A 22,876-nucleotide genomic window follows, 5' to 3' on the forward strand; every position below is an offset into this window, starting at 1 on the left:
CCTTTAGTTTTTTAATTTTTTCTGGATTCCGTAAAGGGTGTTCATTGCATCTAATGGAGTCATCTCCAGAATATCCAGCTTTTTAAGCTCATCTAAGCATTTCTTCTCTTTAGAAGTAAAATTTTCTTTTTTCTCCTGTTTCTCTGCGGTAAAGAAGGAAAGCTGGGCAAGTTCTTCTTCATTTGGTTTTTGTTTATCAATAGCTGTTTCCCTAGCTACAGCCACTTCTTTAGAAAAAGATGGCACTTCCTTTCGCTCGAGTTCAAGAAGGATTTCGTTCGCTCTCTCTATCAGGACCTTAGGCAGCTCAGCAAGCTCGGCAACATGAATTCCGTAACTTTTGTCGGCTGCCCCCTCCTTGATTTTATGAAGGAAAACGAGCTTTCCGTTCTGTTCCATGGCACTTACATGCACATTTTTCACTTTTTGTAGTTCTTCTTCAAGAACGGTCAATTCATGATAGTGAGTAGAGAATAAGGTTTTCGCTCCTATATGATCATGAATGTATTCAATAATCGCCTGGGCAAGTGCCATTCCATCATAAGTGGAGGTACCGCGACCAATTTCATCAAATAATATCAAACTTTGCTGAGTCGCGTGGATGATCGCATTTCTCGCCTCTAACATCTCAACCATAAACGTACTTTGACCTGAAATCAGATCATCGGCTGCCCCGATGCGTGTGAATACTTGATCGAAGATTGGCAGGTTTGCCTCACTCGCAGGAACATAACAGCCAATTTGAGCAAGAATACTGGTTAAAGCTACCTGTCTCATATAGGTACTTTTCCCCGACATATTCGGTCCTGTAATAAGAAAGACTTCTCTTTCTTGATCCATATAGCAGTCATTCGGAACATATTCCTGAGCACCCATAACCTTTTCCACAACTGGATGACGTCCATCCCTCAGCAGGATTCTTCTTTCGTCATTAAAAACAGGGCGGGTGTAATGACGCTTTTCACTGACCGTTGCAAAACATTGAAGAACGTCCAATTCACTTACGAGCTTCGCAAGCTTCTGAAGGCGGGGAATGAATTCTTTCACTCTTTCACGAATTCCAATGAACAGTTCATATTCCAAATCAACGCTTTTTTCATCAGCCTGAAGGATAAGCGCTTCTTTCTCCTTTAACTCAGGGGTGATGAATCGCTCCGCATTTGTTAATGTTTGTTTTCTTTCATAGCGGTCTTCTTCCAGGTGTTGAAGGTTTGCTCTCGTTACTTCTATATAATAGCCAAAGACTCGGTTAAATCCTACTTTAAGGGACCTAATTCCCGTTCGTTCCCTCTCGTCCCGTTCGAGTTGAGCAATCCAGGACTTCCCGTTTTTACTTGCATCGCGGAATTGATCAAGCTCCTCATGATACCCATCTCGAATTAAGCTTCCCTCTTTAATGGATAGTGGAGGATTTTCTACAAGCGCTTGTTCGAGGAGGTCTGTTAATTCTTCACACGGATCAAGCTTGCTTACGATGTCATCGGTTGCTTCATTTTCGAGTGATTCCACCAGATGTTTTAAAAGGGGTACTTGCTGAAGCGATTTTTTCAGCTGAATCAGATCCCGTGCATTCACATTACCGAACGCAACCCTTCCTGCCAGTCTCTCAAGATCATACACTTCCTTTAAACGTTCTCTAAGGTCCTGCCTCTCGAAGAATCGCTCCAATAGCACTTCAACAACCGTTTGACGCTTTTCGATGTCCTGTTTATGAATAAGTGGTCGATCAATCCACTGCTTTAGTAATCGGGCTCCCATAGCCGTCATCGTTTCATCTAATAGCCAAAGAAGCGAACCTTTCTTTCCTTTTGATCGGATCGTTTCTGTCAATTCCAGATTTCGTTTTGAGTAGTAATCCATTTTCATAAATTGATGCAGCTGATATGTCTCAACTACTTGTAAATGATCAAGGCTTCTCTTCTGTGTACGGAAGAGGTAGTGAAAAAGGATGGATGAAGCTTCTATTAGTTTATCTTGTTTTAAAGGGGCAACGAGATGAGCGAAATCTTCTCTTGCTTCAGCTTCTTTCTCATAGGATAAGGTAACATCGTTTCGTTCTTTGATCTTGCCTTGTACCGCTTCACTAAGATCCGGGTGAATGACAACTTCCTTCGCACCAATCGTAGATAATTCATTCAACAATGCTTGAAGGCCATCTGTCACTAATGTCACTTTTGATTCCCCTGTTGTTAAGTCACTATAAGACAATCCGTATGTTTGGTCATTAAAATCGGACACAGAAGCAATATAATTGTTCTCTTTATCATTTAAGCCTTTCCCATCCATTACCGTACCGGGTGTAATGAGCTGAACAACTTCTCTCCGTACAACTCCCTTAGCTTGTTTCGGGTCTTCGGTTTGTTCACAAATTGCTACTTTAAAGCCTTTATCGATGAGCTGCTCTATGTAGTTAGGAGCAGAGTGATAAGGAACACCACACATGGGAATACGTTCCTTTCCTCCCCCATCACGACTTGTTAACGTTATTTCAAGTTCTTGAGATGCAGCAATGGCATCATCAAAAAACATTTCATAAAAATCTCCTAAACGAAAAAATAAAAAGGCATCTTGGTATTCTGCCTTTACTTGTAAGTATTGTTTTATCATTGGAGTATATTGTGTCATGGTTTCATTCAAACCTTTCCAAGTAAATCTACTAATCTCTCGACTATTCATTATATCACACGTAAAAGGTTTGGAGCATGTAGTAGATTGAGGAAACCAGATCTGGTAACTTCAAGATTAGTGTGTACCTCCTTTACTCACTCAAAAAAATAGATCCGCTTCTAGAATGAGAAGCGGATCTATTTCTTACTTACTTGGCTTGTTTTGCTATGCTTGACTCATCGTCCAAACAGCTGGAGTTTTTTTCCTTAAACTTGAAAAAATATTTATAAGAAAAGAAACCAATCAACAGTATAGCCCCTCCAATGAGAAGGTAGGTTTGTATGTTACTCATCAAAGATTGTACATGTTTGAGATTTCCATTCTTCCCGACTATTAACATCGTGAGGGTGATGGGAAAGATTCCGATAAACGTCAGTCCGCCAAACTTCCATTTGTTCACTTTACTAATACCTGCAACATAAGAGATATAGTTACCAATGCCAAGTGGTCTCGTGATGGCAATACTCCACAAGCCACATTTCCGAAACCATTTCTGACCTTTAGCCATTTTCTTTGAGCTGGTTTTTTCTTTGATTTTATCTTTTAATTTATATCCTATTCCATAAGGGATATAACTAAATAACGTATAAACCAAGCTGCTTGTGAATGCTAATATGATCAGCTTCGTCCATGATGGATCTAAAAGGTAACCATATGTCAGCGTCACGAGAGCTCCTGGAAATGGTAAGGATGACGCTTCAATTGCATTTCCAGCGAATAATCCCCACATCCCAAGCTCCTTAATTAAATTTATTACAAAATCAAACATCGGTGTGTTCCCTCCACGATTCATTTATATATCCTTTTCCCTATTTTGCATATTAAAAACGCTCACAAAGAATAAGAATTCATCCACTGGAGGGAAATAATGTATTCGAATTGACCCTTATTCCATTTCCTCAAGAAATGCATGACCGTCTATTTTCCATTGATCTTCAATCGCATCTTTCCGAATGATGAATTGAACGTCATTTTCGTCCTGAGATTGATCGGAACGTACCCATTTCACTCTAACCTGAATCTTCATCCCAACCAGTGCAGGTAAATCCTCTACAGGAAGTATCGATCTTTGAGTAATATCAATATGTTTCACTTTCTTAAGGGCCTCCTTCACAGACCCATTACTTCCAAACATCACTTGTGAAAGTAACTTTTGATCATGCTGATTGAAAGCAATCTCCATAACGCTGATCAACTCATAGGGGTCTAATTTGTATAGAAACCCATCCAGTTTTCCACCCGCTTTTAAAATCATGATCTTATGGGCCAAATCAGGTGTTGGTGTCTTATGGGTTGTACTGCCATAAAAATGCACGCAGAAATGTCCCGGAAAATTGTTTTGGAGAGCGCCTGCTCCGTGCGGCATTCCGTTCATTGAGGCAGATATTAGTTGATCATGTACTAAAACGAGAATTGCACGACGGTCCCAACTCCATTTTCCTCCATAGATGGATTTCATGATTTTCGTGTCTTTTTTTGTAATTGGTTGTACATCCGCATGTTTGCTTCCTGCTCTTCTTTGTACCTCGAAAGAAAGGCCGGTTTCTACATCAATGATCGTAAAATACGATTGTTTAGGAATGATTTCTTTCACTTGATCCCACGGAAGTATTTCTACAGTAAAACTAGGCATTGCCCCCGCAGGTTTAGCACTGCAGGCAAAAAGTAAAGACACAACCATCATGAACCTGAATAAATAAAGCATGTAAAGACCTCTTTTTTTTCCTTAGTTTCTAATCACAACTGCAAATACATAACCATCAATTTTTGGCAATTAGGATTTAACATGAAAGAAGCCTTTTCCACCGATACTACATACGAAAGGAAGGGTTCATATGCTCTGGATTAAACTTAGTTCAATTGGTCTTTTACTGTTTCCTGTGATGAATGGTCAAGATCAATTACATATTCAATTTCAAAATCATGCGACAATTTCGATAGAACGAAATTCATTGATTATACCATTGGTGGATGAACCAATAATGGACGAAAAGCAATATGAGGAATTTGTTTCAGAAGTGCAAAATCAGGTCTATACCCCTCCTCAGAATGCTTATATCAATGAAAAAAATCAAATTATTTCAGAAAGAGCCGGTTACAAACTTAATGAACGGCGATTTCGTGATCTGGTTTATTCCTTCTTCTTTTCTAGAGGGTCAATCAATACGGAAGCACCCCTTATGACAATACATCCCAAAGTCGACAGTGAGATCCTTTCTCACATCCGAACACAGCTTATTGGAAGATACGTCACATATTTCAATAAGCATAATGAGGAACGGACTCAAAATATCGTTCTAGCGACAGAGAAGATCAATAATACGGTTGTGTTCCCTGGAGAAGTATTCTCCTTTAACGGTGTGGTAGGAAAAAGAACGAAAGAAAAGGGATATAAAAAAGCCCCCGTGATTGTAAAAGGGGAACTCTCAGAAGATATTGGGGGTGGTATTTGTCAGGTATCATCCACTTTATTTAATGCGGTTGACCAGGCAGGTGTAAAAATATTAGAACGGTATCATCATTCAAAGAGGGTTCCTTACGTGCCTCTGGGAAGAGATGCTACAGTTAGCTGGTATGGACCCGACTTCACTTTTAGAAACGCTTATAACCAGCCACTGCTCATCCGTGCAAAAGTAATTGGTGGGCAAGTTATCACTTCGATTTATTCTTCCGATCTTATCAATGTAGAAAAAAGGAAGGTGCCTAGCGCTTCACAAGAATTATCTTCCGAGAAAGATGTGAATAAATCTATTCAAGAATAGTGTTCTTAGAATGAAAATGCACCTCCTTATTCATGAGGTGCTTTCCTTATTAATTGTATTCTAGAAATTCAATTCGATTACCAAATGGATCAGAGACGAAAAAGCGATCTCTGCCGTTAATCGGAGTATCTTCTTTTATCCTGATACCTTTCTCCATCAGGGTACGCCTAAGTGCATCTAAATCTGTAACAAGTAATCCTGGATGTGCTTTTGTTGCTGGCACAAAATCATTTTGTACCCCTACATGAATTTCTTGTGGTCCATATTGGAACCAACAACCGCCTCTCCCTTGAAGGTTTTCAGGTTTCGGTATTTCTTTCAGACCAAGAATTTCACCAAAGAACTTTCTAGCTTCCCCTTCGCTGCCTTTTGGTGCAGCAAACTGAATATGGTCAATACCTTTGAAAATGATGCTCATTATGTATCTCTCCCCTTTGATTCTTACTCGTTCATTTTACCATAAAATTCAATTTAAGAGAAAAAAGGAAAACATCTGCAAAGCAGATGTTTCCCTGGAATTATAAATTATTGAAGTTGTCGGATTCCATTCATAACGGTTGATACTAACAGATCCAAATCTTCCTCCTCAATGTTTAATGGAGGTGATAATGTTAGCACATTATTGTAACCGGCAACCGTTGCACCATTTTTCCCAATGATTACCCCTTTTTGCTTACAGTACCCAATCACTCCATTGACCATAGAAATATCTAAAGGTTCTTTTGTATCCTTATTACTTACCATTTCAATTCCAATTAGCAGACCTTTCCCTCTGACATCTCCAACATATTGATGATCTTGCAAATGATTTTTCAACGTGTTCAAAGCCTTTTCACCGAGATCAGCGGAGCGTTCAAAAAGCTTCTCACTCTCCATGATTTCAATGTTTTTCAAGGCAAGAGCACATGCTGCCGGATTTCCGCCAAATGTATTAATATGACGGAAGTAATCATATTCCTCAGATCCTTTAAACGCTTCATATATCTCTCGCTTCACGGCTGTTGCAGACAGTGGAAGGTACGCACTGGTAATCCCCTTAGCCATCGTAATGATATCCGGCTTCACATCATAATTCATGAAACCAAAAGGCTTGCCTGTACGTCCAAACCCACAAATCACTTCATCGACAATCATGAGTGCACCATGCTTCTCACAGACTTCTTTCGCCGCTTTCATATATTCATCTTGTGGAACGAGTATCCCACCCCCTGTGATGATCGGTTCCATGATTAACGCAGCCACTGTTTCACTTAATTCCCAGGTCATTGCTTGATCAATTGCCTTCACTCCAGGAAGTTCATGTGGACTTCCCCCCGATGTTTCATCGCGATAGCTATCGGGTGGAGCGATATGGATAAATCCGGGAGCTAACGGCTCATACTTATATTTCCGCTGAGCCTGACCTGTTGCGGCCAGGGCCCCCATGGAATTCCCGTGATACCCTCTATATCTGGAGAAGATTTTATACCGTCCGTGTTCCCCTTTTTGCTGATGATACTGCCTTGCTATCTTAAAGGCGGTTTCATTGGCTTCTGAGCCACTGTTGGAAAAGAAAATGACATAGTCATCCCCTAGTAAATGATTTAATTTCTCAGCAAGCTCAATAGCCGGCTGATGACTTTGTGTTAGTGGAAAGTAAGCCATTTTTTTAAGCTGAAGATAAGCTGCCTCTGCTAATTCCTGTCGACCATATCCTACGTTTACACACCATAGCCCTGCCATGCCATCCAGAAATTTTTGACCATCTTTATCTGTAATCCAAGACCCGGCAGACTCTGTAACGACCATTGTTCCATCAGGATTGTATGGTTTCATGGAATGCCAAATGAGCTTTTCATCATTCCTTAACCATACATCTTGAGATTGACCTGCTTTCACCATGAAAGTTCCCCCTAACTCAGATTAAAAATCAAATCGAGAAGTGATCATTTTCTTCCTAGTATAGAAATTTACTCCGTCCTTACCGTTTACATGCATATCCCCATAGAAAGAATCCTTCCACCCTGAAAATGGGAAGAACGCCATTGTCGCAGGAACACCAACGTTGATACCCAGCATTCCAGCGTCTGCTTCTTCTCTGAACTGTCGGACAGCCTTTGCATCTTTTGTGTAAATCGTAGCACCATTTCCATATCTTGATTGACGAATATAATCAAGTCCTTCATCCAAATCCTTGGCTCTCAGCAAACTGAGGATAGGGGCAAACATTTCTTCTTTTGCAATGGTCATATCCGGTGAAACATGGTCAAAGATCGTTGCACCCAAGAAGTTTCCTTCCTTGAAGTCATCCATTTCTTTACGCCCATCTCGTATGAGGGAAGCGCCTTCCTGCAGGCCTTTGTCAATATACCCCAGTGTCTTCTCTCGATGTTCTTTTCGAATGACGGGAGTGAGAAGCACTTCTTCGTCCATTCCGTTACCAATACATAATTCATCTGCTTTTTTACTTAAAGCTTTAACAAACGGTTCATTATCCCCTACAACCACTACGGCACTGCACGCCATACATCGCTGGCCAGCGCTGCCAAACGCTGAACTGATAATATGCTCAGCCGCTTTATTCATATCTGCATCAGGCATGACAACATGATGATTCTTCGCACCGGATAATGCCTGCACCCTTTTCCCATGAGAGGCAGCCTGTTGGTATACATATTTAGCCACCGGCTGAGACCCGACGAAGGATATGGCTGCGACATCTTTATGCTCGATCAATCCATTTACGACATCATGTGCACCATGCACGACATTTAGTACACCATCGGGCATTCCCGCATCTGTTAATAACTCTGCAAGCCTATTGGCTAAAATCGGGGTTCTTTCAGATGGCTTCAACACGAAAGTATTTCCACACGCAATTGCAAGCGGGAACATCCATAGGGGTACCATCATAGGAAAGTTAAAAGGCGTGATCCCCCCCACTACACCAAGTGGATAGCGGAACATTTCTGAATCTATATCCTCTGCAATACCACTAAGCGTTTCACCCATCATTAAAGTCGGTGCACCACAAGCGAATTCCACACACTCAAGCCCCCGCTGCACTTCACCATACGCCTCTTTAAATGATTTACCATTTTCCTGTACAACCAGTTTGGCCAACTCCTCATGATTGTCAGAAAGTAAGGAATGGTATTTATATAGAATACGGGCACGTTTTGGAACCGGCGTCTTCTTCCACGTTTGTGAGGCTTGCTTAGCAGCCTTCACAGCCATAGCGACGTCTTCTTTAGTAGAAATCGGAACTCTTGCAATCTCTTCATTTGTAGCAGGATTCACTACTTGTAAGGTCTGCGAGCTAAGAGAATCAACCCATTCACCTCCAATGTAATTCTTTAACACAGCTACGTCTTTTTTTATGATCGTCATACTCAGTTCCTCCTTATTTTTTCATCGGAATTTTCTGATTGGTGTAGAACCTGTCGTATAGCTTATAGTTTTATTATGAAAGAAATTGTAAGTGGTTTCATTAGACATTGTGTAAAATAACCTGATATCTCAATTTGACATTTTACAATTAATTAATCTTCGACTTTTTCAAAGAGCTAAGTGGTTGCAAATAGTCATGGGCAGCAAGGAGAAACTCGATGGCCACACGTTTATCAGAGGTCATGAAATCATCTCCAAGTAAATCTTCAATTTTTTTGAGGCGATGGTAGAGTGTTTGTCTTACAATAAATAGTTGTTTGGATGTTTCCTGTTTTGATCCCTGACATGCAAGGAAAACCTTCAACGTCTTCAATAGACTGCCATCATGTTTACGATCATAATCCAGGAGCGGAGTGAGGTACTCTTCGATCATTTCCCACAGATTAACATTGTTGTTAACAATTGAAATCAGCCTGTATAAATGCAAATCATCAAAGAAAAAATACGCTTTTGATGCATCCACCTTTGACTGAAACATGAGACTATCTTTAGCTGTTTCATAGCTCTTGTGAATTTCCATCGTCTCCATTTGGTACTTGCCAGTTGCAAATACTGTTTGTGAAGAATCTTTAAAGAAATCAGACTGAAGAATCTTTTCGTAGGCAGTGGTGACTCTCGATTTCCAATCTCCAGTCCTCCTGGTGTCCAGAAGAATGAAAATGAGATCATTTCCTATTCTTTCGGGTAACACACGAAAACCCTGTTGTTCAAAAATGCTTCTGGTGACAAGGTTAAAAAAGGTTAAATCAATCGGCTCTTGTTGATTCAGCCTATTCGTCTGGCAAATACAGACGACACCACCATTGACCTGTACATTTAAGTCTCCTAAAAATGCGGATAGTCTCTCATAGGACTGTTCTCCTTTTAGCCAACAGGTAATCCATTTAGAGTCTTCTAAACGTTTTTGCTCGTTAAAATACAATTCTCTCATTAAATACTGTGCTAACGCCGTTGAAGTTCTGTCCAATATGAGGAGCTCGTATTCGCTAAAAGGATGATCGCTTCTGTATATACATAACTCTGCGTATTCCTGGTCAAATAGAATAACTTTAGTGGAGGCAAAATGATGATTACGGGAATCTTTATGACTGTGATAACATTTTCGTATTCTCTCTTCATCAGGTGAGCACATGAGAGGATAGATTTCCACCTCTTGCTCTTTTAGCTGAAATAGTACAGGGACAGCAAGCTCCTTATGTAAAACCTGAAGGATCTCTCTGAAGTGATTTACGCCGAGGAGCCTCCTGTTTAACTCCTGTGCATATGAATCCAGTTTTTTTATCATGTCGTATTGCTGATTGATGAGTACGGAGTGAATATCCTGAGTTATACTAACAAACGGAACTTCCCTTTGAAACACGATAATAGGAAAATCAAATGCATCTGCACACTTTAATACAGAAATTGGAATCGTAGAAATATTTGTATCAAGTTCAATGCAAATGGCCGCTGCTTCACTCTCAATTAACTGATGAAGGAGTGAAAGAAAGGTCTCCTCCTCTTGTAAAGCGATTCCTGTAGAAAGGATCAGTTCATTTCCATTAAGAAGATTCTTTATCGATGTTACTTCGACTACATGGACCCACTTAACTTGACGGCTGAGACCATTGTGCCCAGCAATCACTTTAGCATGTTCAAAGTACCTTCTTACTAGAATATCTTCTACTGAGAAATAGTAATTACTTTTCATTTTTCTCTCCTCTTGTTCTGCCTTAGGAAAATGGAGAAAAAGGATTGGCGGAACCAATCCTTCATTTTGCTTCTATTCTTCTATATAGGGGATTGCAAACTGGATCTCTTCACTCCACCATTTCATTATTTCTTCATCTGATAGCTTTTGTGAAGATAAAACGGCTAACACCCAATCGATTAGCTCATCAGACGTTTGCATATTTCCAGGAAAGAGTGTCAGTTCCTTTCCTTCATGAGGTCCCATAACGTCACTCATCCAAGTTTCCCCCTTCAACTTTTAGTTTTGAAGTAATAGATTTGAGAAATATTTTCGTGCATTTGCCGTTTTCACATGAAGAGTGGCACTTCTTTTATTTTCAGTATGCTTAAACAGAACAAATGCCCCACTTAGGTTCTCTGTTATTTTCTCAATTTTAAAGCCTTTTTGAATGAGAAAATCAATTTTATCCCGTTCACTTAAAAACTCTTGATAATCAGACATGACGACACCCTTTCTATCGTATCTTCAGATAACTACCTTAACTACCTTGCTTCCATGATTCTAAGAAAAACTTGTGCCTGTTGGCGATTCGTCTGATACAATGACTTCTTCGTCGACTTGAATTTCCCAATCGCGGCCGACAGACAAGCCAAGATATTTCTCATCACTCGGATCAATCAGTTCTGCCTGCGCGTATTTCTTAAACCACCAGAATTTAGCCAATACATAATAGCAAATAGCTCCAACCCCGAAGCCGACTAAAAATGAGAAGTTTGGAACGTAATAGGAGGCAATCCCTCCAATAATCCATGAAATGAACCCTGCAAGATTCACTCCTTTCATATACTTGAATTGTCCTTTGTCTTCATATAATGCAGGTACATTGACTCTTCGTTTCCTGATAAAGTAATAGTCTGAAATCAAAATTCCAACGATTGCTGACAGAATTCCCCCTACAAAAAGGAGAACCGGAATGATGACACCAAATAAATTCCATGGCTGTACAAGTGTCCCAACGATACCTGCTGTAATAACCCCTGCCCAGAACGGAAATCTCGGTCCCCCGACATTAGAGAATATGGTTGCAGCCGGAACGATATTCGCAGCAATATTCGTTGACCATTGAGCCAGGACGATCATCAGGAGAAGGACCCCTAATACGAATCCGCTCGCTGCTTCTTGAAGAGCTACAACGGGATCATAATTTAGTACGGCAATATATGAAATCCCACCAATTAACACCATAAATGATTGAGTGATAGGAAGAGCTACAAGGTTACCAATTAACGAGCTTTTATTTCTCTTAAACCAATTCCGCTCATTTTTTGGAGCTTTCATGAATCGGGAAATGGACGGAATGTCAGCAGATAGAGTTGCCCAAAATCCCATATTACTGAATATGACAACCAGGAAAGCCGTAAACGTGGCAGCACCTGTTACCGGACTTTCAACCCAGCTCCAAATGTCTCTCCCTTGAGAAGCAGCTGAATCAGACAGGGAAGAATACATCCATACAGAAATAAGAATGATGACAGGTGCAGCAAGGTCGGCAAATCTTTCTACCGCTTTGATCCCCAGAGCAGTATTTACTAATTGAAGGACAGCAAAAATCAAGAAACATACAAACCAATTATCAAAACCAAATAAAATATTTAAAATACCATTCATTGCTGTTGCACCAAAGTAAGTGTTTATTCCAAACCACATTGATGCAGCCAGACCTCGCACTACAGAAGGAATATGGGTACCAAGGGTTCCAAAAGGTGCTCTCATATAAACTGGAAATGACACCCCATGCTCAATCCCGATATCCCCGGTCAATGTAATAAATAGACCGATCGCAAGTGACCCAATAATGGTGGCAAGCACAACAAGAGGCAGAGGCAGGGATACGACCCCGGCTCCTCCAATGGCGAAGGTTGCAAGGACCACAACCATTCCTACCCACATAAATGAATAGCCAAGCTTGGTGATTTTTCTTTCGCTCTCTTTAATCGGTAATAAATCAGGAGACTTTAAATAACTTTTCTTCATCTTGAACACCCCTTATTTGTTTGCATCGAATGGCAAAACCAAATCTTTGACAAGAGAGGCCAGAGGAAGGCAGTCTCCCCTCCCCCGGCAGGAGTTGTTCTACAGTTAAGGTGCATTGTTTTCTAAAGTTTTTAAGACTTAGAGGATTGGAGTGCTTCACTCTCTTCACTTGCAAGAAGCTTACCGTATTTCGCTCTCTTAATATACTTTCCGGTTCCCAGCTTACCGACGAACTGTTTATCTTTAATGACATATTCACCTCTGGACAATACAGAAACAGGTTCACCTTTTATATTCATGCCTTCAAACGGGTTATAATCTGCTGCCATATGATGAGTTTCAGCGCTTATCACTCTCTCAGCACTTGGATCGAAAATGACCACATCTGCATCAGAACCCACTGCAATGGTTCCTTTCTGAGGATAAAGACCAAACAGCTTTGCACTTCGAGTAGACATGATATCAACAAACTGGTTTAAGCTTATCCGCCCTTTCTCAACTCCTTCTGAGAATAATATGGATACTCGGTCCTCAACAATCGGTCCGCCATTCGGGATTTTAGTGAAATCATCTTTCCCAAGATCCTTCTGCCCTTGGAAATCAAATGAGCATTGATCAGACCCTAACGTTTGCAGCTGGCCACTTTTCAAGGCATTCCAGAGAACATCTTGGTGCCACTTCTCACGAAGGGGCGGAGACCAAACGTATTTAGCTCCCTCAAAATTCGGACGCTCTAAATAGGTTTGATCAAGCACAAGATACTGAGGACATGTTTCTCCCCAAACATTCAATCCTTTACTTCGTGCTGCTGAAATCTGTTCAACGGCATCAGAGCAGGATACATGTACAACATATAATTGGGAATCTGCCAATCCGGTTAGTTTAGCTGCGCGGCCAGTCGCTTCACCCTCCAGTTCAGGAGGTCTCGTCAACGCGTGATAAATTGGTTCCGTTTTCCCTTCCTCTAAAGCCTTTTCGGTTAAATACTCAATAACGTCGCCATTCTCAGCATGTACCATTACCAGTGCCCCTAATTCCTTCGCGGCTATTAAGGTTCTAAATAGCGTTTCATCGTCTGCCTGGAACACATTCTTATATGCCATAAAGACTTTGAATGATGTAATCCCCTCTTTATCCATCACCTCAGGAAGCTGTGATAGAACATCTTGATTGATTTCCCCGATCATTAAATGGAAACTATAATCGATGACTGCTTTATCCTTAGACTTCGCATGCCAAGTATCAATTGCATTTTGAAGAGGTTCTCCCTTATTGGTCAAACAGAAATCAATGAGTGTCGTCGTTCCTCCAAACGCTGCTGCAATGGTTCCACTCTCGAAATCATCCTTTGATACCGTCCCACCGAAGGGCATTTCCAGATGAGTATGGGGGTCGATCCCACCGGGAAAAATGTACTTTCCCTTCGCGTCAATTACTTCTGCACTGCTAGTATCGAATCCTTTACCTATAGCTGCGATCTTCCCATTTTGTATAAGCACATCCGCTTTATATGTGTCTGTTGCCGTAACAACGGTTCCATTTTGAATTATTTTATTCATTTTCATACCTCCAGAATTATTTCGCCGTGTTTGCTCTAGCTTCGGATAGGTTCCCTACCACCGCTTGACGTTCATTCCATGTCATTGGCATATGTCCGCTTGGAACCTCTATCATGTCAATAGCTCCATCAACTGGACATACAATCGAACATAAATTACAACCGACACAATCTTCTTCCCGCACTTTTAAATAGCTGTTTCCTTTAGGGTCTTTCAGCATGTCAATGCATTGATGAGATGTATCTTCACAGGCAATATGACATTTATTACAGTTAATACATACATCCGTGTTGATTTTTGCCACAACACTATAATTTAGATCAAGATTTCCCCAATCAGAAAATCTCGGTACTGATTTCCCGACGATATCCTGGACTGAAGCAATCCCTTTTTCATCCAAATAATTATTTAAGCCATCAAGCATATCTTCGACAATTCTAAAACCGTGATGCATAGCAGCAGTGCATACCTGAACCCCCGATGCTCCCATTAGCATAAATTCGACGGCATCCTGCCAATTTGAGACTCCTCCCATCCCTGAAATCGGAACGTTGATACGTGGATTTCTGGCGCATTCGGCAACCATATTCAATGAAATCGGCTTCACTGCAGGTCCGCAATAACCTCCATGAGCACCTTTTCCGGCTACATGAGGAATGGTGTTCCAGGAATCCAGATCAACCCCCGCTAAACTGTTGATTGTATTGATCATACTTACTGCATCCGCTCCACCGCGGACAGCCGCTTCAGCTGTGACTGTAATGTCGGTAATGTTTGGTGTAAGCTTTACAATTACAGGTGTCCTGGCTACCTCTTTCGCCCAATGGGTTTGTTTCTCAACAAGTTCAGGTACCTGACCGGACGCAGATCCCATCCCCCGTTCAGCCATTCCGTGTGGACATCCGAAATTCAGTTCCAGTCCATCAACACCGACATCTTCAACCTTCTTTACGATCTCATGCCACTTTTCTTGTTTAGGCTCTACCATTAATGATGCAATGATTGCATGATTCGGAAACCGTTTCTTTGTTTCATAGATTTCCTTCAAATTCACTTCTAATGGACGATCTGTAATAAGCTCTATATTATTAAATCCAGCTACCCTTTGACCGTTAAAGCTTACCGCTGCAAACCTTGAAGATACATTTATAATAGGCTCCCCTAATGTTTTCCACACAGCTCCACCCCAACCGGCTTCGAATGCTCTCTGAACCTGGTAGCCTGAATTTGTTGGCGGCGCGGACGCCAGCCAAAATGGATTAGGTGATTTTATTCCTGCTAAATCAATGTTTAAATTTGCCATGAGTTCCCCCCCTAGGACAATCTTAATTCACGTGGACTTTCTCCAATTGTGCATGTAAATGATAGGCGGCAAGTTTCCCTTGCTCTGCAGCCGTAACGACCATCGCCTCTCCTACTCCCTTACCAAAAACAACGTCTCCACAGGCGAAAATCTTTGGATTAGAGGTTTGGAAGGTTTCCCGATTAACCTGTACAACCCCGTCTGAATGCTCCAGTCCGAACTGTTCAATAAGCGATAGATGACGAGTTTGCCCAATCGCTTTAATGACTGCGTCAACAGGAAGCACAAACAGTGAGTCTTTTACAGGAATCGGACGTCTTCTTCCATCTTCCCCGGGCTCTCCTAACTCCATCTTGATGCATTCGATTCCCGTTACTTCTCCCGCATCATTTCCTATAATTCGCTTAGGTGCCGTTAGCCAGCGGAATTCTACTCCATCCTGCTTTGCAAATTCGTACTCAAAATCATAAGCCGTCATCTCTTCTTGTGTACGTCGGTATAAGATTTTTACATTGTCTGCTCCTAAGCGGACAGAACAGGTAGCTCCATCGATGGCTGTATTTCCCGCCCCAATCACCACCACTTTTTTGCCCACATAGTCTTGCGTCAGCTTGCCACTTTTCGTTGCCTTAACAAATTCAATGGCGTCATGAACTCCTTTTAAGTTTTCCCCTTCAATTTTCAAATCTGGAACATGGGACATTCCTGCTGCCAGGATGACAAAATCATGGCTCTCTACGATTTCATCTGCAGATATGTCTTGACCAACTTTTACATTGGTTCGAATATCGACATTCAATTTCTTTACCTGGTCCACTTCCCAAAAGGATACGCTCTGGGGTAGGCGGAAAGATACGATACCATAAGTATTCAAGCCTCCCGCTTCTTTTTCAGCTTCATAAATGGTCACTTCATAACCGAAACGTGCAAGTTCCCTTGCAGCAGATAGACCGGCTGGTCCCCCTCCGATAATCCCAACTCTAATCCCGTTTGGTTCTCCTGCTTGAAATAGCACAGTGTCGTTATGTCTCGCCCAATCTGTTGCATATCGCTGCAGGTCACCAATCATGATTGGCTTGGTAGAATGATTCAGTACACAAGCCCCTTCACACAGCTCTTCTGTCGGACAGACACGTGAGCAGCTCGCTCCCACGGGATTTGCAGTCATGATTGTTTTGGCCGATCCTTTCAAGTTTCCTGATGCGATTTTTTTAATAAAAGAAGGTATATCTATGCTTGTGGGACAAGCTTGTATGCACGGAGCATCATAACAATACAAACAGCGATTCGCTTCCTCCAATGCTTCCCTATTGGTCAATCCTTCATGGGCTTCGAGAAAATTCTTCTCAAGATTGAGTAACGAAAGTGTGTTAGACAAACTGACTTCCCCCTCTTTATTTCCAATTGATTTTCATTACCTATTAAACACACCACGGCTGACAATGATGGTTCACCGTCAGCCTCAATTTATCAAGGAAGTAAAGCCGTCATATCGTTATAGGTTTCAGGCCTGCGATCACGATAGAACTGCCATGTATCCCGGACTTCTCGTAATAATTTCTTATTCATTTCACCTATGATAACCTCATCACTATCTCTGCCTCCAATGGAAACAAAGCTGCCTCTCGGATCGACTAAATAAGACTGTCCGTAAAATTCACCCATATTCCAGGGACCCTCAAAACCAACACGATTAATAGCTCCTAAGTAGTAGCCGTTTGCCACCGCATGGGCAGGCTGCTCAAGCTTCCATAAGTATTCAGATAAACCAGCTACGGTTGCAGATGGATTGAACACAATTTCTGCCCCTTTTAATCCTAATAAGCGGGCTCCTTCAGGGAAATGACGGTCATAACAAATATAAACTCCCACTTTTGCATAAGCAGTATCGAATACCGGGTACCCAAGGTTACCAGGTTTAAAATAATATTTCTCCCAGAATCCGTAACCTTCCTCTCCAACTCCCACATGTGGAATATGCTGTTTCCGATATTTTCCGAGATAGGATCCATCTGCATCGATGACCGCTGCTGTATTATAGTAAGTGGCTATTCCTTCTCTCTCATAGATTGGTAGAACGATGACGACACTAAGCTCTTTGGCTAACGCCTGAAACTGTTTTGTGGTTGGACCATTGGGTATTTCTTCGGCAGAGTCATACCACTTTGGATTTTGTTCGGAGCAAAAATAAGGACCATAGAAAATTTCCTGTAAACAAATGATTTGAGCTCCCTTTTTTGCTGCGTCTCGGACCAGTTCCACATGTTTCTTGATCGCTTGCTCCTTATGGACGTCTACTCCTTCACTGCCATCCACATCATGAGAAGCTTGAATAAGTCCAATTTTCACCAAGTCTGACATTTCATTACCCCCTACACAAATAGATTTTATAAAATAGTAAGCGCTTTCATTGTTTTTTGCTCCATTGTTTCACACTTACTAGATTTCACTGGCTGAAATTAAAGTCTGAATTTTAAGTATTTTCACTTTATTTTAACTCGTACATTTACAGAATGCACTATACATTCTGTAACACTAACTTCCTATCTTATTTGTCACTATGTACATTCTTGAAACATTCTGATCATCTTGATCGTTTCTCTTAAGGTAGCATACTTATTTTACGAAATTTGTAGAATGATTTGTTATAATCTTTTAAAAATTCAGTTTTCATTCGACAATAAAATCTGCCTATTCTCTGGATTCATTTATTTTCATTCCTAAGAGTCTGTGCAACTGCACTTGAACCATTTGAACTTTCCAAATAAAAAACAGCCTTCTCTATTGAAAAGGCTGTTTTTGTCGATAATCGTTATGAATTTACTGAGTTCATCTCTAGTAATTTTTGTCTGCGGGGTTTGTATTTTACTACTTGTCCTACAAACCAAATCAAGACAGCCAACCAAATGACGGATCCAATTATCATCGCTGTTGAATAAGGTAGACCAAAACCTTCTGGAGCGTAAAAAATATACGAACTCACAACTCCTGTCATAAACAATGCAGGGATGCTGCAAATCCAGTGGAACCTTGCCTGCTGTAATAAATAAATGGCAGCGGTCCACAACATGACGGTTGCTACTACCTGGTTAGACCAGCCTACATATCTCCACAGGAAGGTATAGTCGATTTGAGTAAGTAAAAACGTCGGGATTGCCACAGGAATGACCAACAAGACCGGCAACCATTTCCCTTCTACATCTTTCTTCCGCAGATCTTTCAGTAAATCTGCAAGCATCATTCTAGAGGATCTTAAAGCGGTATCGCCTGTTGTAACTGGAAGGATGATTACACCAAGGACAGCCAGTATTCCACCTAAAGTTCCTAACGTCGTATTGCTGATCTCATTTACCACTCCAGCAGGTCCGCCTGCGGCCAACGCTTCTTGAAGCCCCGCCGTTCCATTGAAGAATGCCATACCTGCTGCAGCCCAGATCAAGGCAATGATCCCTTCAGCTACCATCGCCCCATAGAATACTTTCCGACCTTCACTTTCTCTTTTTAAGGTTCTGGCTAAGATGGGACTTTGAGTGGAATGGAATCCAGAGATTGCTCCACATGATACAGTAACCATCAGTAAAGGCCATAGAGGCAGTTCATTTGGATGTAAATTTTCAAATGTTAGATTTGGGACTGGATGCTCAAAGAAGAACAAGCCAATTCCGATCGCCACTGCCATAAAGATAAGGATTGCTCCAAAGAACGGATAAACCTTTCCAATAATCTTATTGATCGGTAAGATAGTCGCAATAAGAAAGTATGTAAAAATAAGGATAAGAGACGTCATAAAATTCAGAGGTGTTACCTCAGCCATTAATTGTGCAGGTCCCGACGTAAAAGCAGCGGCTACGAGAACCATCAACACGATCGATAAAATGTTCATAACGGATTGCACGGGCTTTCCTAAGTATTTTCCCACGATAGAAGGAAACTGTGCTCCATTATGCCTAAGTGATAACATTCCTGAAAAGTAATCATGAACCGCTCCTGCAAACAGAGTGCCGATCACGATCCATAGAAATGCTACAGGTCCATATAAAGCACCTAAAATTGCCCCGAAGATCGGACCTAACCCCGCAATGTTTAACAATTGAACCAGGCTCGCTTTCCACCAGCTCATGGGCATATAATCCAAGCCGTCTTTCTTTTTATATGCAGGTGTCACATTGGAATCATCAACACCGAAAATCTTTTCTACCACCTTTGAATAAATGAAATAACCTACTACTAGAATACAGATGGATGCAAGAAATGTTAGCATCACGATGTCCTCCCTTCAGTAAATGAATTTAACGTTTATTCTAATACGATAAACGACAAAAAACAACAGAATTTTCTAAAAATATTATTTTTTTAGAATAAAATGAAATATATCTTATGTACTTAAGACGTTTAAAACAATGTTGTAAGGGATATCATTATTTTAAAAAAGTTTTATAACATAATACATATTCAGTGAATCATGTTGACAAAATCAACACTCTTTCAGAAAAGACCCTTTTGAAAAGGCAAAAATAAAAAACACCCCTTATAAGAGGTGCATGACACGCGCTGGAAGCTACTGTATCTTTCCTTTTGCAAATTTTTCATGCGCTTTTAAAAATTCTTTATTATTCCTTTCCTTTGCAATTTCCAATGGAGTACGTTCATTTCCTGAATGTAGCTCTTGCCCTTCTCCGTGAACCAGTAATAGGGACACAATCTCTTCACTTCCGTCGAAAGCAGCGATATGTAAAGGTGTGTGACCAGATGAATCCGGTTGATTTACATTCGCTCCTTGCTTTAGTAAAAATTCCACAAGTTCTTTAGAGGCTTTCCCTGCTATCCCTGCATGCAAAGCTGTGTTGGAAGGTATGTAGGAAACTTTCGAATTCGATAGGGAATTGATATCCGCACCAAAATTCAAAAGAAGTTCGACAATCTCCATATGTCCATAATGTGCAGCCACTCCCAAAGCCGTTAATCCATGTTCATTATCTGCATTACAGAGGTTTGTGTCATTTCTCAATGACTTTTCTACTGTCACTTTATCACCGGTTTCAATTGCTATAAAAAATTCTTCAATTGTAAAGGTTGTCATCACTTTCACCTCATTTTTTCATAATTACAAATATTCTACCAATTCAAATCAAAAAAAGATAGGGAAGACTCCCAAAATAGGGAGTCTTCCCTATAAAAAATTACTGATCCAGTTTTAATTTGGCTAAAGCATCAGCTAATGCGGTATTGACAGGCTCTTCCTTCTGTTGTGTTTTCAAATACTTATTTACATCTCGTTTTGTAGCTTTACTGTTCTTTGCTTTTTTCCTACGATCATTGAACGTTGATAGTTTTTCTCTATGTCCACATACACAGGTGAACATCTGCCCTTCCCCTTCTCCTCTTAAATCCAAGCGCTTATGGCAGTTAGGGCAACGGGCATTCGTCTTTTTACTGATATTTTTCCGATGACCGCATTCACGATCTTGACAGACCAGTTTTTTTCCATGCTTGTTTTTTATCTCCAGCATCAGATTCCCACAGTCTGGACATTTCGTACCCGTTAGATTATCATGAGAGAACTTCTTAGTGGAATTCTTGATTTCACTTACTGATTTCTTCGTGTAGTCTTTAATTTCTTTTAAAAATTCCTGTTTATTAAGGGAACCGTTCGCGATTTTCTCAAGTTTTTGCTCCCACTCTGCTGTGAGTGTCGGGGATTGTAATTCAAGAGGGGCCAAATCCAATAATTGCTTTCCTTTAGAGGTTATAACAATTTCTTTTCCTTTCGGCTCAATCACTCCTGAGTTAAAAAGCTTTTCTATTATATCTGCCCTTGTCGCAACTGTACCCAGTCCCCCCGCTTCATGTATGGTATTGAGAAGATCTTTGTTGCTATCTTTCATGAACTTTTTAGGATTTTCCATAGCAGATAGAAGTGTTCCTTCATTGAAACGGCCGGGAGGGTCCGTTTTTCCTTCTGTTTCTTTCATTGCCAGAACAGTAAACATATCCCCTTCTTCCATTTTTGATAGCAATTGATCTTTTTCGGAATCAAAATCATATACTTCTTTCCAACCGTTTTCTAAAATCCGCTTTCCTTTTGTCTGAAAGGTTTCAGTACCTATCCTTGCTTCTATTGTCGTTTGCTCATACAGGTATGGAGGGTAGAATGCGGCTAAGAAGCGTTTCACGATTAATTCATAGATCTTTCTTTCACGGTCCTGTAACTTTTGGAGGAACGGTGTCTCCTCCGTCGGGATAATGGCATGGTGATCTGTCACCTTTTGGTCATCGACATATGCTTTTGAAAGCTGCATTGAGCTCTGCAACGCTAAATGAGCCATTTTGCGATAAGGTTGGACGCTCACTGCTTTCAATCGGTCCTTCAATGTAGATACCATATCACTGGATAAATGCTTGCTATCTGTTCTAGGATAGGTTACTAATTTATGCTGCTCGTACAATTTCTGCATAATGGATAGTGTTTCTTTAGCTGAGAAGCCAAAAATCTTATGGGCATCCCTTTGGAGTTCAGTTAAATCATATAAAGAAGGAGCGTAATTCTTCTTTAGGGATTTTTTTACTGACTGAATAGTGATTTCCTTTTTGTCTTTCAATAAATTCATGACGTTTGTTATTTCTTCTTTAGAAAATGTTTTTGTATCTTTATTTTTACGGTTTGTCCAAATGAACGTACCGCATTCCGTTGTGGCTTGTGCCCCATAATAAGTTTGTGGTTTAAAGTTCCTGATTTCTTCTTCCCTTTGAGCAATGATGCTTAACGTAGGTGTTTGTACACGTCCACATGATAACTGTGCATTGTGCTTGGTAGTCAGAGCCCTGGTTGCATTCATTCCCACATACCAATCGGCTTCAGATCTCGCTTGGGCAGCAGCATATAGGTTTTCGTATTTTTGGGCATCTTTCAGTTTATTGAATCCGTCTTTAATCGCTCTGTCGGTGACAGATGAAATCCATAATCGTTTCAGCGGTTTATTTACCCGGGCCTTTTCAATGATCCAGCGGGCAACAAGCTCCCCTTCCCGACCGGCATCAGTGGCAATGACAATCTCTTTTACGTCCGGACGGTTCATTTGCGCTTTGACTGAACTAAATTGCTTCCCTGTCTTCTTAATGACCACGAGGTTGAGGGATGGGGGAAGCATAGGTAAATCCTCAAGGTTCCATGATTTGTAGCGGTCATCGTAGCTCTCAGGTTCTGCTAATGTGACTAAATGCCCCAGGGCCCAGGTAACAATATATTCGTTCCCTTCCAGGAATCCATTTCCTTTTTTCGTACACTGAAGTACTCTGGCAATATCTCTACCGACAGAAGGCTTTTCTGCCAGGACTAAAATCTTTTTCATGTAAAAAATCCTTTCACAGCTAAAGTTTCAATATCTTTTTTATTTTAACATACAATAAAACGATTAGTCCTTTAGAGTTCACGTCTATCAAAGGTTATACT

18 protein-coding genes are annotated in these 22,876 nt (G+C 40.9%); 1 reads left to right on the forward strand and 17 read right to left on the reverse strand.

The window, feature by feature from the left end; all coding sequences use genetic code 11:
* Window positions 1-3: 3 nt before the first annotated feature.
* The 3 genes from mutS to ACFQWC_RS07180 form a co-directional block, all read right to left on the reverse strand.
* Complete coding sequence (mutS, locus tag ACFQWC_RS07170; RefSeq protein WP_341357879.1) at window positions 4-2,625, reverse strand: DNA mismatch repair protein MutS; 2,622 nt, start codon at window positions 2,623-2,625, stop codon at window positions 4-6.
* Window positions 2,626-2,815: 190 nt separating this feature from the next.
* Window positions 2,816-3,436, reverse strand: a complete 621-nt coding sequence (locus ACFQWC_RS07175; protein ID WP_341357878.1) for a DedA family protein — start codon at window positions 3,434-3,436, stop codon at window positions 2,816-2,818.
* 117 nt (window positions 3,437-3,553) lie between these two features.
* Window positions 3,554-4,372: a hypothetical protein gene (locus tag ACFQWC_RS07180; protein ID WP_299741039.1), complete on the reverse strand. Its 819-nt coding sequence runs from the start codon at window positions 4,370-4,372 to the stop codon at window positions 3,554-3,556.
* A 130-nt stretch (window positions 4,373-4,502) separates the two neighbouring features.
* Here ACFQWC_RS07180 and ACFQWC_RS07185 point away from each other — a divergent pair, with 130 nt between their 5' ends.
* Complete coding sequence (locus ACFQWC_RS07185; protein ID WP_377106723.1) at window positions 4,503-5,429, forward strand: VanW family protein; 927 nt, start codon at window positions 4,503-4,505, stop codon at window positions 5,427-5,429.
* A gap of 49 nt (window positions 5,430-5,478) precedes the next feature.
* Here ACFQWC_RS07185 and ACFQWC_RS07190 read toward each other — a convergent pair whose 3' ends face one another.
* The 14 genes from ACFQWC_RS07190 to ACFQWC_RS07255 all read right to left on the reverse strand — a co-directional run bounded on the left by ACFQWC_RS07190 (window position 5,479) and on the right by ACFQWC_RS07255 (window position 22,775).
* On the reverse strand, window positions 5,479-5,847 hold the full coding sequence (locus tag ACFQWC_RS07190; protein WP_299741035.1) for a VOC family protein: 369 nt from the start codon (window positions 5,845-5,847) through the stop codon (window positions 5,479-5,481).
* A 107-nt stretch (window positions 5,848-5,954) separates the two neighbouring features.
* Window positions 5,955-7,310 (reverse strand): aspartate aminotransferase family protein, encoded by a 1,356-nt coding sequence (locus tag ACFQWC_RS07195; protein WP_299741033.1) that lies wholly within the window; start codon window positions 7,308-7,310, stop codon window positions 5,955-5,957.
* A gap of 21 nt (window positions 7,311-7,331) precedes the next feature.
* The gene (locus ACFQWC_RS07200; RefSeq protein WP_299741030.1) at window positions 7,332-8,798 is read right to left on the reverse strand and encodes a CoA-acylating methylmalonate-semialdehyde dehydrogenase; all 1,467 of its coding nucleotides are present in this window, start codon (window positions 8,796-8,798) and stop codon (window positions 7,332-7,334) included.
* Window positions 8,799-8,946: 148 nt separating this feature from the next.
* Entirely contained in the window at window positions 8,947-10,548 is a 1,602-nt protein-coding gene (locus ACFQWC_RS07205) for a PucR family transcriptional regulator (protein WP_341357877.1), read from the reverse strand.
* A 72-nt stretch (window positions 10,549-10,620) separates the two neighbouring features.
* Window positions 10,621-10,806 (reverse strand): hypothetical protein, encoded by a 186-nt coding sequence (locus ACFQWC_RS07210; RefSeq protein ID WP_299741026.1) that lies wholly within the window; start codon window positions 10,804-10,806, stop codon window positions 10,621-10,623.
* 21 nt (window positions 10,807-10,827) lie between these two features.
* On the reverse strand, window positions 10,828-11,031 hold the full coding sequence (locus ACFQWC_RS07215) for a hypothetical protein (protein ID WP_113968125.1): 204 nt from the start codon (window positions 11,029-11,031) through the stop codon (window positions 10,828-10,830).
* Between the two features lie 60 nt (window positions 11,032-11,091).
* The gene (locus ACFQWC_RS07220; protein WP_299741024.1) at window positions 11,092-12,564 is read right to left on the reverse strand and encodes an NCS1 family transporter; all 1,473 of its coding nucleotides are present in this window, start codon (window positions 12,562-12,564) and stop codon (window positions 11,092-11,094) included.
* Between the two features lie 131 nt (window positions 12,565-12,695).
* Window positions 12,696-14,123: a dihydropyrimidinase gene (gene hydA, locus ACFQWC_RS07225; protein WP_377106728.1), complete on the reverse strand. Its 1,428-nt coding sequence runs from the start codon at window positions 14,121-14,123 to the stop codon at window positions 12,696-12,698.
* Window positions 14,124-14,139: 16 nt separating this feature from the next.
* Window positions 14,140-15,426, reverse strand: coding sequence for an NAD-dependent dihydropyrimidine dehydrogenase subunit PreA (gene preA, locus ACFQWC_RS07230; RefSeq protein ID WP_299741020.1), 1,287 nt, complete (start codon window positions 15,424-15,426; stop codon window positions 14,140-14,142).
* 22 nt (window positions 15,427-15,448) lie between these two features.
* Window positions 15,449-16,804: an NAD(P)-dependent oxidoreductase gene (locus tag ACFQWC_RS07235; RefSeq protein WP_299741018.1), complete on the reverse strand. Its 1,356-nt coding sequence runs from the start codon at window positions 16,802-16,804 to the stop codon at window positions 15,449-15,451.
* A 92-nt stretch (window positions 16,805-16,896) separates the two neighbouring features.
* Complete coding sequence (locus ACFQWC_RS07240; RefSeq protein ID WP_299741016.1) at window positions 16,897-17,787, reverse strand: nitrilase-related carbon-nitrogen hydrolase; 891 nt, start codon at window positions 17,785-17,787, stop codon at window positions 16,897-16,899.
* Between the two features lie 451 nt (window positions 17,788-18,238).
* Window positions 18,239-19,687: a carbon starvation CstA family protein gene (locus ACFQWC_RS07245; RefSeq protein WP_299741015.1), complete on the reverse strand. Its 1,449-nt coding sequence runs from the start codon at window positions 19,685-19,687 to the stop codon at window positions 18,239-18,241.
* Window positions 19,688-19,984: 297 nt separating this feature from the next.
* Entirely contained in the window at window positions 19,985-20,506 is a 522-nt protein-coding gene (locus ACFQWC_RS07250; RefSeq protein WP_299741013.1) for an ankyrin repeat domain-containing protein, read from the reverse strand.
* A gap of 100 nt (window positions 20,507-20,606) precedes the next feature.
* A complete protein-coding gene (locus ACFQWC_RS07255; RefSeq protein ID WP_341357876.1) occupies window positions 20,607-22,775 on the reverse strand; it encodes a DNA topoisomerase III in 2,169 nt (722 codons plus the stop codon).
* Window positions 22,776-22,876 lie beyond the last annotated feature (101 nt).

Source organism: Rossellomorea sp. GCM10028870 (assembly GCF_042666755.1).
Classification (GTDB): domain Bacteria; phylum Bacillota; class Bacilli; order Bacillales; family Bacillaceae_B; genus Rossellomorea.

Bases quoted from the DNA above. Each gene is read 5' to 3' on its own strand.
- ACFQWC_RS07175 (WP_341357878.1), bottom strand. From the start codon at position 3,436: ATGTTTGATTTTGTAATAAATTTAATTAAGGAGCTTGGGATGTGGGGA.
- ACFQWC_RS07240 (WP_299741016.1), bottom strand. From the start codon at position 17,787: ATGTCAGACTTGGTGAAAATTGGACTTATTCAAGCTTCTCATGATGTG.
- ACFQWC_RS07250 (WP_299741013.1), bottom strand. From the start codon at position 20,506: ATGACAACCTTTACAATTGAAGAATTTTTTATAGCAATTGAAACCGGT.
- ACFQWC_RS07190 (WP_299741035.1), bottom strand. From the start codon at position 5,847: ATGAGCATCATTTTCAAAGGTATTGACCATATTCAGTTTGCTGCACCA.
- ACFQWC_RS07220 (WP_299741024.1), bottom strand. From the start codon at position 12,564: ATGAAGAAAAGTTATTTAAAGTCTCCTGATTTATTACCGATTAAAGAG.
- ACFQWC_RS07180 (WP_299741039.1), bottom strand. From the start codon at position 4,372: ATGCTTTATTTATTCAGGTTCATGATGGTTGTGTCTTTACTTTTTGCC.
- hydA (WP_377106728.1), bottom strand. From the start codon at position 14,123: ATGAATAAAATAATTCAAAATGGAACCGTTGTTACGGCAACAGACACA.
- ACFQWC_RS07255 (WP_341357876.1), bottom strand. From the start codon at position 22,775: ATGAAAAAGATTTTAGTCCTGGCAGAAAAGCCTTCTGTCGGTAGAGAT.
- ACFQWC_RS07195 (WP_299741033.1), bottom strand. From the start codon at position 7,310: ATGGTGAAAGCAGGTCAATCTCAAGATGTATGGTTAAGGAATGATGAA.
- ACFQWC_RS07200 (WP_299741030.1), bottom strand. From the start codon at position 8,798: ATGACGATCATAAAAAAAGACGTAGCTGTGTTAAAGAATTACATTGGA.
- ACFQWC_RS07205 (WP_341357877.1), bottom strand. From the start codon at position 10,548: ATGAAAAGTAATTACTATTTCTCAGTAGAAGATATTCTAGTAAGAAGG.
- ACFQWC_RS07245 (WP_299741015.1), bottom strand. From the start codon at position 19,687: ATGCTAACATTTCTTGCATCCATCTGTATTCTAGTAGTAGGTTATTTC.
- mutS (WP_341357879.1), bottom strand. From the start codon at position 2,625: ATGACACAATATACTCCAATGATAAAACAATACTTACAAGTAAAGGCA.
- ACFQWC_RS07185 (WP_377106723.1), top strand. From the start codon at position 4,503: ATGCTCTGGATTAAACTTAGTTCAATTGGTCTTTTACTGTTTCCTGTG.
- preA (WP_299741020.1), bottom strand. From the start codon at position 15,426: ATGGCAAATTTAAACATTGATTTAGCAGGAATAAAATCACCTAATCCA.
- ACFQWC_RS07215 (WP_113968125.1), bottom strand. From the start codon at position 11,031: ATGTCTGATTATCAAGAGTTTTTAAGTGAACGGGATAAAATTGATTTT.
- ACFQWC_RS07210 (WP_299741026.1), bottom strand. From the start codon at position 10,806: ATGAGTGACGTTATGGGACCTCATGAAGGAAAGGAACTGACACTCTTT.